The organism is Gulosibacter molinativorax, assembly GCF_003010915.2.
Lineage (GTDB): Bacteria > Actinomycetota > Actinomycetes > Actinomycetales > Microbacteriaceae > Gulosibacter > Gulosibacter molinativorax.
Genome location: NZ_CP028426.1, coordinates 1,997,305 through 2,012,522, shown reverse-complemented (window position 1 = coordinate 2,012,522; position 15,218 = coordinate 1,997,305). Strand labels below are relative to the sequence as shown.

At 64.7% G+C, this 15,218-nt stretch carries 9 protein-coding genes and 1 pseudogene; 7 read left to right on the top strand and 3 right to left on the bottom strand.

What is annotated here, in order from left to right; genetic code table 11:
• Positions 1–152: 152 nt before the first annotated feature.
• The 3 genes from GMOLON4_RS09410 to GMOLON4_RS09400 all read left to right on the top strand — a co-directional run bounded on the left by GMOLON4_RS09410 (position 153) and on the right by GMOLON4_RS09400 (position 3,202).
• Entirely contained in the window at positions 153–1,535 is a 1,383-nt protein-coding gene (locus tag GMOLON4_RS09410) for an FAD-binding protein (protein WP_026936430.1), read from the top strand.
• Between the two features lie 143 nt (positions 1,536–1,678).
• Positions 1,679–2,530 carry a DsbA family protein gene (locus GMOLON4_RS09405; protein WP_026936429.1) on the top strand — a complete coding sequence of 284 codons (852 nt, stop codon included), beginning with the start codon at positions 1,679–1,681 and terminating at the stop codon, positions 2,528–2,530.
• A gap of 3 nt (positions 2,531–2,533) precedes the next feature.
• A complete protein-coding gene (locus tag GMOLON4_RS09400; protein WP_051266520.1) occupies positions 2,534–3,202 on the top strand; it encodes a vitamin K epoxide reductase family protein in 669 nt (222 codons plus the stop codon).
• A 668-nt stretch (positions 3,203–3,870) separates the two neighbouring features.
• Here the strand turns inward: GMOLON4_RS09400 and GMOLON4_RS09395 are convergent.
• Positions 3,871–5,427 carry an IS1182 family transposase gene (locus GMOLON4_RS09395; protein ID WP_106486782.1) on the bottom strand — a complete coding sequence of 519 codons (1,557 nt, stop codon included), beginning with the start codon at positions 5,425–5,427 and terminating at the stop codon, positions 3,871–3,873.
• A gap of 74 nt (positions 5,428–5,501) precedes the next feature.
• On the opposite strand from GMOLON4_RS09395, the pseudogene GMOLON4_RS09390 reads away from it, so the two are divergent.
• Positions 5,502–6,506: pseudogene (locus GMOLON4_RS09390) on the top strand (IS30 family transposase); the annotation flags it as partial.
• A 103-nt stretch (positions 6,507–6,609) separates the two neighbouring features.
• On the opposite strand, the gene GMOLON4_RS09385 reads toward GMOLON4_RS09390, so the two are convergent.
• Together GMOLON4_RS09385 and GMOLON4_RS09380 are read right to left on the bottom strand one after the other, a co-directional pair.
• Positions 6,610–7,635, bottom strand: coding sequence for a hypothetical protein (locus GMOLON4_RS09385; protein ID WP_026937751.1), 1,026 nt, complete (start codon positions 7,633–7,635; stop codon positions 6,610–6,612).
• 119 nt (positions 7,636–7,754) lie between these two features.
• Positions 7,755–7,952, bottom strand: coding sequence for a hypothetical protein (locus GMOLON4_RS09380; protein WP_026937750.1), 198 nt, complete (start codon positions 7,950–7,952; stop codon positions 7,755–7,757).
• A gap of 296 nt (positions 7,953–8,248) precedes the next feature.
• On the opposite strand from GMOLON4_RS09380, the gene GMOLON4_RS09375 reads away from it, so the two are divergent.
• The 3 genes from GMOLON4_RS09375 to GMOLON4_RS09365 all read left to right on the top strand — a co-directional run bounded on the left by GMOLON4_RS09375 (position 8,249) and on the right by GMOLON4_RS09365 (position 15,186).
• A complete protein-coding gene (locus GMOLON4_RS09375; RefSeq protein WP_051267356.1) occupies positions 8,249–11,212 on the top strand; it encodes an MMPL family transporter in 2,964 nt (987 codons plus the stop codon).
• Complete coding sequence (locus GMOLON4_RS09370; RefSeq protein ID WP_026937749.1) at positions 11,209–13,485, top strand: YhgE/Pip domain-containing protein; 2,277 nt, start codon at positions 11,209–11,211, stop codon at positions 13,483–13,485. The genes GMOLON4_RS09375 and GMOLON4_RS09370 overlap by 4 nt, the downstream gene beginning before the upstream one ends.
• Before the next feature lie 246 nt (positions 13,486–13,731).
• Positions 13,732–15,186 (top strand): aldehyde dehydrogenase family protein, encoded by a 1,455-nt coding sequence (locus tag GMOLON4_RS09365; protein WP_084147682.1) that lies wholly within the window; start codon positions 13,732–13,734, stop codon positions 15,184–15,186.
• Positions 15,187–15,218: the final 32 nt, after the last annotated feature.

Sequence of the window (15,218 nt, the reverse complement as noted above, 5' to 3'; positions counted from 1 at the left end):
AATGAGGCTTGCGCGTTAGTGACGCGGCCGGGTAGTCGTGTTCGTAGAGCCACCACAGAGTAGAGTTTGATCAGCGTGTTTGGCCTGATTGTGCGGCAGCCGATGGAATCGGTCAGAATAGCGACAGGCCCTGGTTTAGGAAGGCGGAGCTGGTGACCACAACGAGCGGACTCGCAACGAAGGATTCACGGAGCACCGGCGTCGCTCGCGAGCGAACGGGCATTCGTTGGGAGAACAAGGCGGGCTCGGCGAGCAGTCTTCCCACTCGCGTCGTTCGCGTCACGTCCGTCCAGGATGTTGTGGATGCGGTTCGTCACGCCGCGATTAACGGTGAGCAGGTTCACGCCTCGGGCGCTGGCTACGCGCTGACCGGCATTGCTGCCGCGCCGGGCGTCATGATCGACACCACTGATCTTCGCGGAATGGTCCGCGTCGACGACAAGCACGGCACCGCGACCTTTCTCGCGGGCACCACCGTGAACGAGGCAAACGCCGAGTTGCGCAAGTACGGCGCCACGATGGTTGGCGCGCCGGGCGATGGCCAGACGACCCTCGGAGGTGCGGTCTCGACCGGGGCCCACGGCTATGCGCCGCGCGAGGCCAGCTTCTCGGCGCTCGTCTACGGCCTCACCGTTGTTACGGGCGAGGGCAAGCTCCTCGAGATCACCGAGCGACTCAACTCCCACTACTTCCCGGCCGCACGACTCAGCCTCGGCGCGATTGGCGTCATCGCCGAAGTGACCGTCGAGTTCCGCCGCAATACTGCGCTGCGCATCAGCCGCAAGCGTCGCAATATCGAGCGACTCATCAGCGACATCCCCGAGGCCCGCGCTAAGACCGACTTCTACCGCATCGACTGGCGGCCACACACCGATCAGGCCATGCTGACGGTCGGCTGGCTCGAGGACGAGGTGGCCGCGATCGAAGCCGCAACCCGCAAGCCAGAGCTCGAGACGAAGGTCGCCGCGGCGGCAGCAAAGCCCCGCAAGCGCGCCCGATTCCGTGAGAAGCTCGCAAAATTCCTGCCGTTCCTCGCGCCCGTGATCGACCGTGCCGCGAACATGTTTGAGCGCACGGGTGACGAGGGGCTTCGCCTCACCACCGAGGTTTCGGGGGATGCGGACCACGGTCTGCAGGTCGAATACCAGTTCCCGGCCGCCCGCGCCCGCGATGTCGTCGCGGAGGTTGGTCGACTCGTCACTGCGAATAAGGCGTTCGCCGCGGCAAACGTGCGCATCTCGTTGGTCGCGGCCGACGGCGTCTGGCTGTCGCCAGCATACGGCCAGGATGTCGTCGCGGTGTGCCTTCAACTGCCGGGGCATTTCGACGCGGCCAACGAGGCCGCGCTGCGTGAGACCGAGAATCTCTTCATCGACCTCGGCGGCCTCCCCAACTGGGGCGGCTGGCACACCCTAAACGGCGCCGAGGCAGCGTACGTAATGCCTCGTTATAGTGACTTCGGCCACATCCGCAGCGACCTCGACCCCCACGGTCGTACCGACAACACGGCGCTGAACCGACTGCTCAAGCACTAAGTGTGCAGTTGCGGGCAAACGGACCACACCCCGCGACTGGGTGGCGTTCGTGCGTGGCGTGTACCCTGCCCTGAGGCAGTTGTAGCCTGAAGTAATTCGGCCAACTGTGATCCCGTCCTGAACCTGAATGGATTCCCAACACCATGGCGAGTAAAGACCGCGAACACATTCGAAAGCTGCGCGAGGAAGCCAACGCGCTTCGGCAGAAGGAAGAGGCCCGCAACCGCCGCAACCGGATGTTCACGCAGGTTGGCATCGTCGCTGGTGCGGTCGTCGTGATCGCCGCCATCGTGATGCTGGTCGTCATGGGGCCAAAGTGGTTCGGCAACCAGAACACCCCCGAAGCCTCCGGAACGGTCGCGGTTACCAGCACTGCCGGCGACGAGGTCGAGGTGCCCATCAGCATTTCCGAGGACGGCATTGTCGTTGGTAACGAGGATGCGCCGACCACCGTCGACTACTACTTCGACTTCTCGTGCCCGCACTGCCAGCAGTACCACGCGGCGCTCGGCGTCGACATCGAGAACATCATCGCCGACGGCGACGCCAAGGTGAACTTCCACATGATCAAGTTCGTCAGCGAGTACGGTACCGTCGCCGGCGCAGCCACCGCAGCGGTCGTCCAGTACCAGCCCGAACTGTTCTTCACCGTTATGGACGGCATCTTCGAGATCCCCGCCGAGACCCAGACCACGATGTCCTACGGCGACTACGCGGTGCAGCTTGAGGCAATGGGCGTGACCTCGCAGGAGGCACTGCAGGCGGTCGAAAAGGGCGACTACGCGTGGTGGCTCAACGACAGCACGAGCAAGGCGCGTCAGGATGGCGTGCAGGGCACGCCGTCGCTTTACGTCAACGGCGAGTACCAGGAAAACCTGCCAACTACGGGTGACGAGCTGCGCGCCGTCGTGGGCGCCGCATCCGCCGGGGCGACCGACGCTCCGGCCGAGTCGACCGCGCCCGCGCAGACCCCCGCAGAAACCCCGGCCGAGTAGTCGATGAGTGACCCCGACGAGGTGCGAGACGCCGACGCAGAGTCGGCGGCGTCCGAAACTACCGCTACTCAGCCCTCGATCCCGGCAATCTTCCGGGGCCGGGGGCTCGGGTGGGCGCTCATCGTGCTCGGCGGGATCGGACTCATCGCGAGCTTTGCGCTCACGCTTGAGTACATCCACGCCCTGACCGAGCCGGATGCGCAGCTGCTGTGCGACATCAGCATCTTCGTGACCTGCCAGCCCGCCATGATGTCGAGCGCGGGGGCCGTGCTCGGCTTCCCGAACATCATCCTGGGCCTCATCTGCTTCACCATCGCGGTGACGACCGGTGTCGTCCTCGCCACCGGCGCGAAGCTCCCGAACTGGTACATGGTGTGCTTCAACATCGGCCTGCTCGGTGGCGCGGTGCTCATCACCTACCTGCAGTGGTTCAGCGGCTTCCAGCTGCGGGCCCTGTGCCTGTGGTGCATGATCATCTGGACGGCGACGATCCCGCTCATGTCCATCACGACCATCGGTAATCTCGCGACCGGTCGCTTCGGGAAGGGCGCCACGAAGGTTGGCCAGGCGCTGACTGGCTGGGCCTGGGTCATCATCGTGATCTGGTACCTCGCGGTCATCGGCCTCGTGCTCGCGGGGATGTGGGAGACCATCCGGCTCTCGATGATCTAACCGCTTGCAATAAGAAACCCGGCCAGGAAGTTCGGCGGGTTCTACTGGTGGTCGCAACACCCTGACTCCAGGGAGTTGCGACCACCATGTCGTTTACGAAGCAAGAACTCGCGAACCTCAAACCGAGGTTCCTTGACCGGATGGCGGTGATCGGGTCAGCGACCGCGGTCGCCCGCGAACTCGGGATCAACATTCAGACCGCGCATTCCTGGGCCAGGACAGCTGGCCTGAAATCCCGACGGATCCCGCACAACCGCAAGGCAGAGTACTTCGCGTTAAGAGAGGCCGGCCATTCCCAGGCCTCGGCCGCTCGGCAGGTCGGTGTGCATGTGCGTACCTGTCGAGACTGGGATCACGGCACTCGGCGCACCAGTGACTCACGGTTCTACGCAGATGGGCGACGTGTGAACTATGTCACGGGACAGACCACGATAGAGACCATGACATCAGCCTCAACGTTCTCTGGCCTGGCCGCTCTAGGACGCTGCTGATTATTGGGGGTTCAGGAGTCCCCGCGAGTCGCTGAGGGCGATTTTTTGCTCTGCGACGGGGCGTCTTGTCGACTGCTGAACTGCCGGAATCGGATCTCGGTTCCGGCCCGATGGTCCGCCCAGGCCACCCGTGCCCGGCCGTGGCCGGTGGGAGGCAGCAGCCCTCCCTTCGCGGTGTTATCCAAGAACCCAGACCCCGTTCTGACTACTCAAGCCGAGAGTGAGGAGCCGTTTGAGGTTGATACCAGCCGCCCGGTTCAGCCACCAGGCGTTGTTCTTCACAACACCCCGGTAAGGAACCCGGCGGGCCCCGCGTGTCATCCACGCGATCGAGCGTTCAACCATGGGCCTGTGTTGTCGATAGACGGATTGAAAGTCAGGATGCAGGGCGCGCGCCCGGTGTTCACGTTGAATTTCTTGCTGTGGATGCAACACCATTTTGCGGCCGCGGGCGGCGGTCGTGCACTGGGCTCTCAGCGGGCAACCCGCGCAAGCCGCCCCGAAAGTGACCGTGCGTTTTGAGGTGATCGATCGAGTGATTCCCGCCGGGCAAATGACGGCGCGGTTGGCCTCGTCGATGGTGAAGTCATCAATGGTGAACCCGCCCGGGACGGCTCTGCTCAACGGCATCGGCTTGATGATCGGAACATGCCCAGCAGCGGTGACCTGCGCGAGGAGGTCACCACTGCCATAAGCAGAATCGCCGAGGACCTCCACCATGTCAGATCCAATGCTGGTGTCCGCGGCCACGAGCTCGACGCCGCGGACCGCGTCACTGTTCTGCGCCCCCGATGCTTTCGTCAACGCGGCCGCGGTCACCAGGCCGGTGTCGGGCTCGATCGCAATGTGGGCTTTGAAGCCGTCTTGTTTCTTCTCCCGGCTCTTGTGTGCGTGGCGAGTGTCGGGGTCAACGGTCGAGATCACCCTGTCGGGTGCGACCTTCCGGGCGATCCGCCAGCGCCCGTCCGTGCCGTCCGATCCCTCGGCCGGTTCAACGTCTTGACCTGCGACGAGAGCGAGGAGCGCGACCGTCTCCTGCTGCGGCTCCGTCAGCATGGTCGTGTCGATCGCCGCGAGCAATGCCAGCGCGTCGGTTACGAGTCGGGAGACAAGGTCGTCCCTGGCCGCTTTGTCATCCCAAGCGATGTCGGGTTTCCCCGGCTGGGCATAGTCATGGCCAGGCAGACCGGCCACGATCGTATCGGCTCCCGGGATCTCCCGACCGACCCGCCGGATCTGCGCAACCAACTGCGTCACCGTGTCCTGGCGGGCAACGGCATCATCCAGAATCGTCGAGTCCAACGCCCGACGCTTACGACCAGAGAGCGCCCCAGACCGCGCAATGACCTCAGCCACCGCCTCGAAAATACGGTGCGGGCGTGTGCTCGCGGCCAGGCGGCGGCGCCAATAGGTCAACACCGTCGGATGGAACGACGTTTCCGTCAATCCGAAACCACACGCCGCTTTCCAACGCAAATCAAACGTCACTGCTTCCGCTGTCTCCCGGTCCGACAACGAGTGCAACGTCTGCAACACCATCACCGAAGCGATCACGTCCGCCGGCGTCGACGGGCGTCCACGGCCCGAGGGAAACAAGTCCGCGAACGCGTCATCGGGGAACAACTCGTGCCGGTGCTCGGCCAGGAACGCGAACACCGACCCAACCGGCAACATGTGACCGGCGAACGCACCGACATCCAACAACTGACGCTGACCATCATCACGACCCTGCATAAATCCAGTCTTAAACACCGGCGCCAGGAACGACAGAGGCGCGCCTTAAACCGCCAAGATAAATCAGCAGTCTCCTAGAGAAGGCGCTTCATCCCCGGTTCCTCACCCTGGAGGAGCGTGAACAGATCGCTGATCTGCTCAGGGACGATTATTCGCTTCGCGCGATTGGCCGTGAACTGGGCAGGCCAGCCTCAACGATCAAACGTGAGATCGATCACCATCAGAACGAGGACGGTGTGTATCAGCCGTTCGCGGCGCACCGCCGGGCAGCGGACCAACGCCCTCGTCCGAAACCGCCGAAGTTGGCTCGGCCGAGCAGGCTGCGCGACTACGTCACGCAGAAGCTGCAGGTGCAGTGGTCCCCAGAGCAGATCAGTCATACGCTGAAGGTCGAGTATCCGGGCGACGAGAGCATGCGGGTGAGTACCGAGACGATCTACCAAGCGCTCTATGTGCAAGCCAGAGGTGGCTTGAAACGAGAGGTCGCTGAGGCCCTCCGGACCGGGCGCATACGCCGGAAACCGCGGCGTTCACCAGAGCAGCGCCGTGAACGGTTCAAAGACCCGATGGTGATGATCTCCGAGCGGCCCGCCGAGATCGAAGACCGCGCTATTCCTGGCCACTGGGAAGGCGACCTGATCGTGGGCGAGAAGAACCAGTCCGCGATTGTGACGCTCGTGGAACGGCAAAACCGCTATGTGATGCTGGGGCATCTGCCTGCCGGGCATACCGCCCCAGAGGTACGCGACGTGCTCACGGAACTCATCGCGACGCTGCCTGACCACCTCCGTGGTTCACTGACCTGGGACCAAGGCGCGGAGATGGCCGAGCACAAACTCTTCACGGTAGAGAGCGGGCTGCCCGTGTATTTCTGTGATCCTGCCTCGCCATGGCAGCGAGGGTCGAACGAAAACACCAACGGACTCTTGCGCCAGTATTTCCCCAAGGGCACCGATTTGTCGGTGTATGGCCCCGAGGACCTTCAACTCGTCGCGCAGCGACTCAATGGGCGTCCACGCAAAACGCTGGGCTGGGAAACCCCAGCCCAGCGTCTAAGTAAGCTGGTCCTCACGGACTAAACCATCCTCGGTGTTGCGACGACTCCTAGAATCCGCCTTCCTGGCCGGGTTTCTTATTGGCTGGATGCTGGGGTCGCGTCTCGCGCGGAGCCTTCAGTGCGAGTTAGCTCGCGCGTCGAAAGGCTTCGCCGTCCTCCACCTCGGGCTGGTCCTCGTCGGCGTCCTCCATGTCGGAGAACGCGGCGCGAATCGCCTTGGGTGGTTCGGGGCGCTCGAGCTCGGCGACGTCCGCAATCGTGTTCTGCACGCGGCGGACGAGGTCGGCCGTCATGATCTCGGCGAACATCGCGTCGTCACCCGCACGGCGCTCGGTGCGCCACTCGAGGCGGTAGCGGCCGTAGGGACCGAAGAGGTCATCGAAGAGCTTGTGCAGCTCGGCCTGGGCCTCGGGGGTGAGTGCGGCCTCCGGCTCGAGCAGCCGCGGAGCGATCGGCTCCCACTCGGCGAGACCGAGGCCGGCGAAGTTGGGATGCGCGCTGAGCGGCATTGCCGGACGCGGCGAGGGGGGAGCGAGGAGGCCGTCGAATTCCTCGTCGAGGGGTGAGCGCTCGAGTGCCGCGGAAGGCGCATCCTGTGCCGTGTCGCCGGCTGGCTGTGCTGCTGCGGCTGCTGCTGCTACTGCGGCCGGCTCGGCGAGCGCGTCGGTCTGCTCGGTTGCTCCCTGCTCGGTTGCTCCCTGCTCGACAGCAGTCGCCGCGACATCAGCCTTCGGAGTCTCGACAACCGGGGCCGCGTGAGAAGCGGACTGCTCTGCCGGAGCCGTGTTAGCCGCGCCATCGGTTGCGAGCGCGGGAGTCGCATCCTGGTTGCGAGGAGCTTCGAGCGCGTCAAACGTCTGCGGCTCCGGAATCTCCGACGTCGGCGGCTCGGGCATTGGTTCGGGCGTGTATACCTCGACCATTTCCGGCTCGGCGGGTCGCTGCTCGGCAGGGCGAGCGAACGCCTCGGTGCTGTTCGTTGGAGCACTGCCAGTCGCCGGAACAGTGCCGCGCGCCGGAACAGCGCCGCGCGACGGCGCGAGTTGCGGAGCGGTGGCGCTGTCCGAGTTTTCGTGCGCGCTAGCGGGCGACGACTCGATCAATTCCTCGACCGCCGTCCGCTGAGTTAGTTTGCGGATCCAGCCAAACATCCGTAGACCCCTTTCGTGGCTTCATCGAAGCTTAGGGATACGACGGCGCGTTTCCTGGGTGCCACACGGAAAAATGGCGGACTTTTCATGAAAGTCCGCCGTGACCCGCTGTATCCCGGCTAGGCCTCGAGCTCTTCCTCGCGGATTGCCTCGGCGTTTTCACGAACGGCAACAATCGCGAGTGCGACGGTGGCACCCCAAACTACCCATTGCAGCACCGTCGTGAGCGTGGAGCGTGACTCCTGCGACTTGCGAAGCGTGGGGATGATTCCCGCAATTGCGGAGAGCAGTGCGCCGTTGAGGAGGTACTTACGCATTGGGGCTCCTTTGTTATTCGCCGTTGTCAACGCCAACAGCGTACCCGCTCCGATTTTCTGTGGGCCTGAGCGCGCCGAGATTTCCGCATTTGCTGGCGCGAGCACGCTTCGGATGAGCGGAATTCGTGGGCCACGTCAGCTCGGAATCGAGTTGCACGCTCACCAGACAATTCTGGTGCCAAGTTCCCGGGAACCGGGCCGGACAGGATACGTTTGTACGTATTGCAGCGCGGCCCGTGAGTCGAAGTTCCGAGGCCCGCAGCACGCGCATCCTGGGTTTGAGGTGGGGGCAAGTTTTGGCGCTTTTGCTGTACCGCATTGGCAAGTTTTCGTTCCGAAATCGCTGGCCGGTGCTCATCGCGTGGCTCGCGCTCTTTGCCGCGGCACTGGGGCTGGGGCTCGGGCTCGGCGGGGAGATGAAGGAGGACTTCGAGATCCCCGGGACGCAGTCGCAGGATGCGCTGGATCGCCTCGGCGAGGTGTTCCCGGAGGTCTCCGGCGCGAGCGCGGAGGTGGTCATCCTCGCCGAGGATGGCACGATCGCGGATCGTCGTGACGCCATCGCGGATGTGTCGAAGGAACTCGGCGACGTCGGTCACGTCGTCGAGGCACTCGACCCGTTCTCGCAGTACGCGACCGGCGCGCTGAGCGATGACGGCAAGGCCGCAGTCATTCGCGTGCAGTTCGACACCAACTCCATGAGCGACCTCGTCCACGACAAGGAGGCGGTGGTCGACATCGCGAGCGGGCTCGAGGCCGAGGGGCTCACCGTCGAGTATGGCGGCCAGCTCTATCAGGATCTCGAGTACGGCCTCACCGCGAGCGAGGCCCTCGGTGTCGTCTTCGCCGCGGTCGTGCTCATCGTGACGTTCGGCTCGGTCGTTGCGGCCGGGCTGCCGCTCGCATCCGCGCTGATCGCCGTGGGTGTGACCATGGGCGTCCTGCTCTTCGTGACGCGATTCATCACGGTCTCGAGCGCGAGCCCCCTGCTCGCGGTCATGATCGGCATCGCGGTCGGGATCGACTATGCGCTCTTTATCCTGTCGCGGCACCGCAACCAGCTAGCCAAGGGCGAGGACGTCGAGGAATCGGCGGCAACCGCGGTCGGTACCTCCGGGTCCGCGGTAACGTTCGCCGCGGCCACGGTGATGGTGGCGCTCCTTGGCCTCCTCATCGTCGGGATCCCCTTCCTTTCGGTCATGGGCGTCGCGGCCGCGGGCGGGGTGTTCATGGCCCTGTGTACCTCGCTGACGCTGCTGCCAGCCCTCTTCGGATTCGCGGGCGAGCGGCTGCGTCCGAAACAGGGCTCGCGCGCGTGGCTGCGCGAGACGGGACAGAACGAAAAGCCGACGATGGGCCGGCGTTGGGTGCGCATCGTATTGAAGGCGCCGTGGGTCTTCGTGGTCCTCGTGATCGGCGTGCTCGGAGCGCTCGCGATCCCCGCGCTCCACATGCAGACCTCACTGCCCTCGGGGAAGGGCGAGGCGGTCGGCTCGACCGCACGCGACGCATACGACATCGTCGCCGAACATTTCGGCGAGGGCGCCAACGGTCCGATGCTCGTGATGCTCGACATCACGCAAGTCAATAATGAGTCGCTCATGAGCGACCTCGAAGCGATTAGCGATCTCGTCGCATCCACCCCGGGTGTTGAATCGGCGGGCTCGGCCATTCCGAACCGGACGGTCGACTCCGCGATCATCCAGGTGATCCCGACAACCGGCCCCGACGACCCCGCGACGCTCGACACCGTGAATGCGCTGCGCGATCTCGGGCCGCAGATCGAGACGGACTACGGCGCGGTGAGTTCGGTCACTGGCGCAACCGCGGTACAGATCGACATCACGAACCGGCTGAATAACGCGTTGCTCCCGTTCGCGGGCGTCGTCGTTGGGCTGAGCTTCGTGCTGCTCATGATGGTGTTCCGCTCGGTGCTCGTGCCGCTCAAAGCGGCGCTGAGCTTCCTACTCTCGGCGTTTGCCGCCTTTGGCGTCGTCGTCCTCATCTTCCAGGACGGCATCCTCGGCGAGGTGATGGGCATCGTCCCCGGCCCGATCATCGCGTTCCTGCCGATCATCCTGCTCGCGATCGTCTTCGGGCTCGCGATGGATTACGAGGTATTTCTCGTCTCGGGGATGCGCGAGGCGCACGTTCGCGGGGCAGGCGCGCGGGATGCGATCGAGGAGGGATTCGCGAACGCGGCGCGCGTCGTGACGGCCGCCGCGCTCATCATGTTCTTCGTCTTCATCGCGTTCGTGCCCGAGGGTGCGGGGGTCATTAAGGTCATCGCCCTCGGCCTCGCTGCCGGTATCGCGTTCGACGCCTTCCTCGTGCGCATGACGCTCGTTCCCGCGCTCATGGCACTCTTCGGGGAACGGGCGTGGACGCTGCCAAAGTGGCTTGACCGCATCCTGCCCGACCTCGATATCGAAGGCGAGGCGCTGCGGGAGTACCGCGAGCGGGCGGCGTGGGCGCGGGAGCACCACGCGGCGATCGCGCTCGAAGACCTCCGCGTCGGCGACGGCAAGTACACGTCGGTGACCTGCGACGTTCCCGAAGGCGGCATCCTGGCGATTCGGGGCGGGATGACCGGCCGACGATTGCTCGAGGCGACGCTCGCGGGCCGCATCGATCCGTTCGACGGCCGCGCGCAGATCCTCGGGCACACGGTGCCGGGCGATGGCGGTGGGCTCGTGTCGCAGGTCTCGCTGTGCAATCTCGACGGGATGACCGACCGCGCCCGGGCACTCACGCTCGGGCAGTTGATTGGCCGGCACGGCGCGTATGGGCGAGTGACCGCGCGGGCCGAGATCTCCGACGCCGAGGTGCGCGTCGTTCTCGACGAGCTCAACGCGGCGCTTCGCGCAGCGGGTCACGAGGGCGGGCTGCGCGCCACCACACGGTTGGATGCGCTTGACCCGCTCGCGAGGTCCGTCGCGCTGGCCGGAATCGCCGTGGTGGAGATTCCGAAGCTGCTCGTGCTCGACTTCGGTTCGGTTGCCGTTGGCGAGCCCGGCGCGCGGCTCGTGACCACGGTCGTGCGCGCCGTTTCACGCCTGGTTAATCGTGACGTCACACTCGCCGTCGGCGTGGATGACTCGGTCGACCTCGAGCCGCAAGAATCTGGGCTCGCCGACCTCCATCGCCCGATCGTGACCATCAGCATCCACCGCGAACCCGCGCTGGTAGGCGCGGTCGAGGATCCCGCGCTCGAAAGCGCAGCAGAACACCCCGTGCTCGGAAAGGACCAGCGCGCATGAGCGCCAGCACTCGACCCGGACAACACGCCGCAAGCTTCAAGGGCTCCCGGATCCGAAACCTTCTCGTTGCCATCGCGGTTCCGCTCGTGCTCGTTGCGGTGTACTTCGCCGCGCTGGGCGGCGCAAATGACCGCGCCGGTGCGATCCCAGCGCTCATCGTGAATAACGACGAGATGGCGACGCAGGCGAATAATGACGGCACCGAGACGCAGGTGGTGGCCGGGCGGCTGCTCGTGAGCTGGTTCACCAATCCCGAGAACGTCGACCAGTTCGATTGGCAGCTCGCGAGCCAGGAGACTGCGGATGCGGCGCTCAAGTCGGGCGACGCGTATGTCGTCCTCACGCTCCCAAGTGACTTTTCTGCATCCATCGTGTCGCTTTCGGGTGGTGACCCGCGCAGTGCGCGAGTCGAGATCGCGACGAGTCAGTCGAAGGATTGGGTCACCGGCGCGGTCGCGCAGGACGTCTTCGACGGGTTGACGGCGCAGTTCGGCCAGACGGTGACGAACATGGTTGCGGTGGGGCTCGCGGATGGGCTCAATGAGTCGGCGGATGGGCTGCAGCAGGCTGCCGATGGCGCGACCGAACTTGCGGACGGCATCGGCCAGGTTGACGATGGTTTCGCGACCTTCCTCGACGGCAGCGAACAGCTCGCTGACGGAACCGGGCAGGCGCACGACGGTGCGATTGAGTTCTCGGACGGCGTTGGGACCTTCCGTGACGGTCTAGGCACTTACACCGACGGCGTGGGGACCTACGTGGATGGCGTTGGCAGCTACGTTGACGGAGTCTCGCAGTACACCGATGGCGTTGGCGAGTATGTCGGCGGCGTCGACCAGTTCGCCGGGGGAGTGCAAGACTTGGCATCCGGAGTCTCGCAGCTGAGCGACGGCACGGAAGGGCTGCAGGATGCCGCGGATGAACTCCGCGGCGTCGCCGATCAGTTCGACGAATACGCGCCCCAGATCGAGGATGCGGTGAGCCAGCTCGAGCAGCTCGCCCCGCTCCTCGGCGGCATCTCGAGCGTCGACCCGAGCGAGCTCACGACGTACTGCGATGACCTCGAGGCGGTCGACCCCGCATCCGCCCAGGCCTGCCGCGATGCGGTAGATCAGGTCGTCGACGCGATCGACACCTCGGGTATCGACCTAGGTTCGGTCGAAGGCGATCTCTCGGATGCGATCGACCAGCTCGGCGGCATCTCCTCCGCTGGCGATGGCCTGGGCCAGCTTGCCGACGGCATCACCCAGTACACCGATGGCGTCTCTCAGCTGAACGACGGCGCATCCCAGCTCTCGGATGCGGCCGACGACATTATTTCGGGTGGCGAGCAACTCACCGGGGCCAGCGACGACCTGTCGACCGGCGGCGAGCAGCTCGTTTCCGGCGGCGAAGACCTTGTTACGGGCGGTTCGTCGCTCGACGATGGCGCGTCCCAACTCGGCGATGGTGCGAGCGCGCTCGCGGACGGGCTCGCCGAGATCGTCGATGGCCAGACACAGCTCAACGAAGGTGGCGCAACGCTCGGCGACGGCATTGGTGAGCTTGAGGATGGCGCGCGGACGATGGCGAAGGCGCTGCAGGACGGCGCCGACCAGGCGAAGAGCGCGATCGGCGACCCCGAGGCGTTCGCTCAAGTGGTATCGGAGCCCGTGGTTTCTGAAACGGTGAACCAGCACGACCCCACGTACGGGGGAGTCCTCGGTGCGATCGGCCTTGCGGTTGGCATCTGGCTCGCGGCGCTGATCACGGCGCTGCGCCGACGCATCGTGTCTGAGGATGCACTGACATCGAGCGCGTCGAACGCCACGATTTTTCTGTCGGCCTCGCGTCGGCTCGTAGTGCCCGTCGGCATCGTCGCCGCTGTGCTTTCCCTCGTGCCGCACCTCTTCCTCGGCGCGCCGTGGTCTGGCTTCTTGGGGACGCTCGGGTTCGCGCTGCTCGCGACCCTGAGCTTCAGCGCGGTGCACCTGTTGCTGGCGACCGTGTCCTCGCGTCGTTCCGCAGCCGTGTGGTCGGTCGCGCTGTTGCTGCTGCAGCTGATGTTTGTGCGTGGATTCTTCCCGCTCGAGTTCGCAGCGCCGTGGGTTCAGCCGCTGAGCGGCTTCATGCCGATCAGTCAGGTAGTAATGGGCCTGCAAGCGATCTACGCGGGTGGCTCCGCCGGCACAGTGTTCGGGGCCGCAGCGGGACTCGCGCTGATCGGGTTGTTTGCGCTTGCGTTGGCGCTCGTTGCGATTGTGCGCAGGCGCCGGGCGGTGGTGGTGGTTTAGGTCGACGCCACACTCGAGGGGCCCATGCCGTGACGATTAGTCATGTCGTGGGCCCAATTTCGTGCCGAAAATTAGTCTCAATATGCGGGACATAAGGTCTCCATATTGAGACTCGCGCTGGATACGCTAGGGCCGTCGCTCAGATGCGTCAACGGAGACCGCAAACCATTCCAGCGATTTGTGCCTCGAAGTCACTAGCGATTCGCGGTGATCCTCCGTTGGTTGGCGAGGCTGAAAGTGTGTGTAATGTCCCAAAGAAATAACTCAACGTCGTCGGCTCTTGCGGCTGGTCGTTCGCAATCCGAATCAAGCGAGTCAACGTTTACGGTTCTTTCGCCGGTCGACGGTTTACCAGCCGCGAGTTTTCTCGCGTTCTCTGTTGACGACGCCCTCGCAACCGCTGCGCGTGCGGCGAAAGCGCAGACAGATTGGGCGAACCTGCCCTTTCCAGAACGTCGACGCATGCTGCTCAATGCCGCCGACATTCTCGAGCGGGAACATGAAGACGTGGCGCGTGCCTTCGCTCGCGAGACCGGTGCAACCAGTGACTGGGCAGCGATGAACGTGCACGAAGCCGCCGAGACGCTGCGCGAAGCCGCCGGACTCACGAGCACTCCCACCGGCCAGCGTCTCCCCGGGCAGGATGGCTCGACGAACATCCTCTCGGAACGTGAACCGGCTGGCGTTGTCCTGGCCATCGTGCCGTGGAACGCTCCGCTCGTCCTCGCGGCCCGGAGCATCGCAATCGCACTCGCGCTGGGCAATGCCGTGCTGCTTCGGCCGAGCGAGCTCGCGCCGCAAACGGCTGGTGCCGTCATCGTCGATGCGCTTCACCGAGCCGGTGTTCCTGCGGACGTCGTGTCGTGCATCTCTACGCGTCCGGGCGATGGTCGATCGGTGATTTCTGCGCTGCTTGACAACTCGGCAGTAAATCGCGTCGTATTCATTGGCTCAACTCCTGTTGGTCAAAAGATCGCCGAGCGCGCGGCGAATCGCATGATCCCCGGCGTGTTCGAACTGGGTGGCAAGAATGCCACGGTGATTCGTGAGGACGCCGATCTCGATGAGTGGATCCCGAAGCTTGCGCTGGCTTGCTTCGCGAATAGTGGCCAGGTCTGCATGTGCACCGAGCGCATCATCGTTCACCATTCGCTTCGAGACGAGCTTGTGCGCAAACTGAGTGATTTCGCGAATGAGATGACGGTTGGGGACCCCGCGAAGGTCGACACCGACCTCGGGCCCGTCATCGACGACGCTGCTGCAGAGCGATTCGATGGATATATGGTGGATGCGGTTGAGCACGGCGCGCAGGTGACCGCCGGTGGTTTGCGGGACGGGCGATACGTGCGGCCCACCGTCCTGACAGATGTGCCGACCGCGGCGAAAGTACGCTTCCAGGAGACTTTCCTGCCACTCGTGCATGTAACCGAATTCGAAACCGACGCAGAAGCCATCGCGCTCGCGAACGAAGGTCAATTCGGGCTTATCGCAAGCGTCGTATCGAAGGACGAAGCCGCGGCCGTGTCGCTTGCCCGACAAATTCGTGCGGGGGCAGTCCACGTCAACGGGCCGTCCGTGGGCGATGAACCGCACGTGCCGTTCGGCGGACTCGGGCTGTCGGGCGCAGGCCGTCTCGGCGGCGAGGAATCGGTCCGGTTCTTCACCACCCAGCGCACCTACTACATCCATAACTCGAAGTGAGATTCGCAACATCGTTGTTGCGAAAGAGAAGA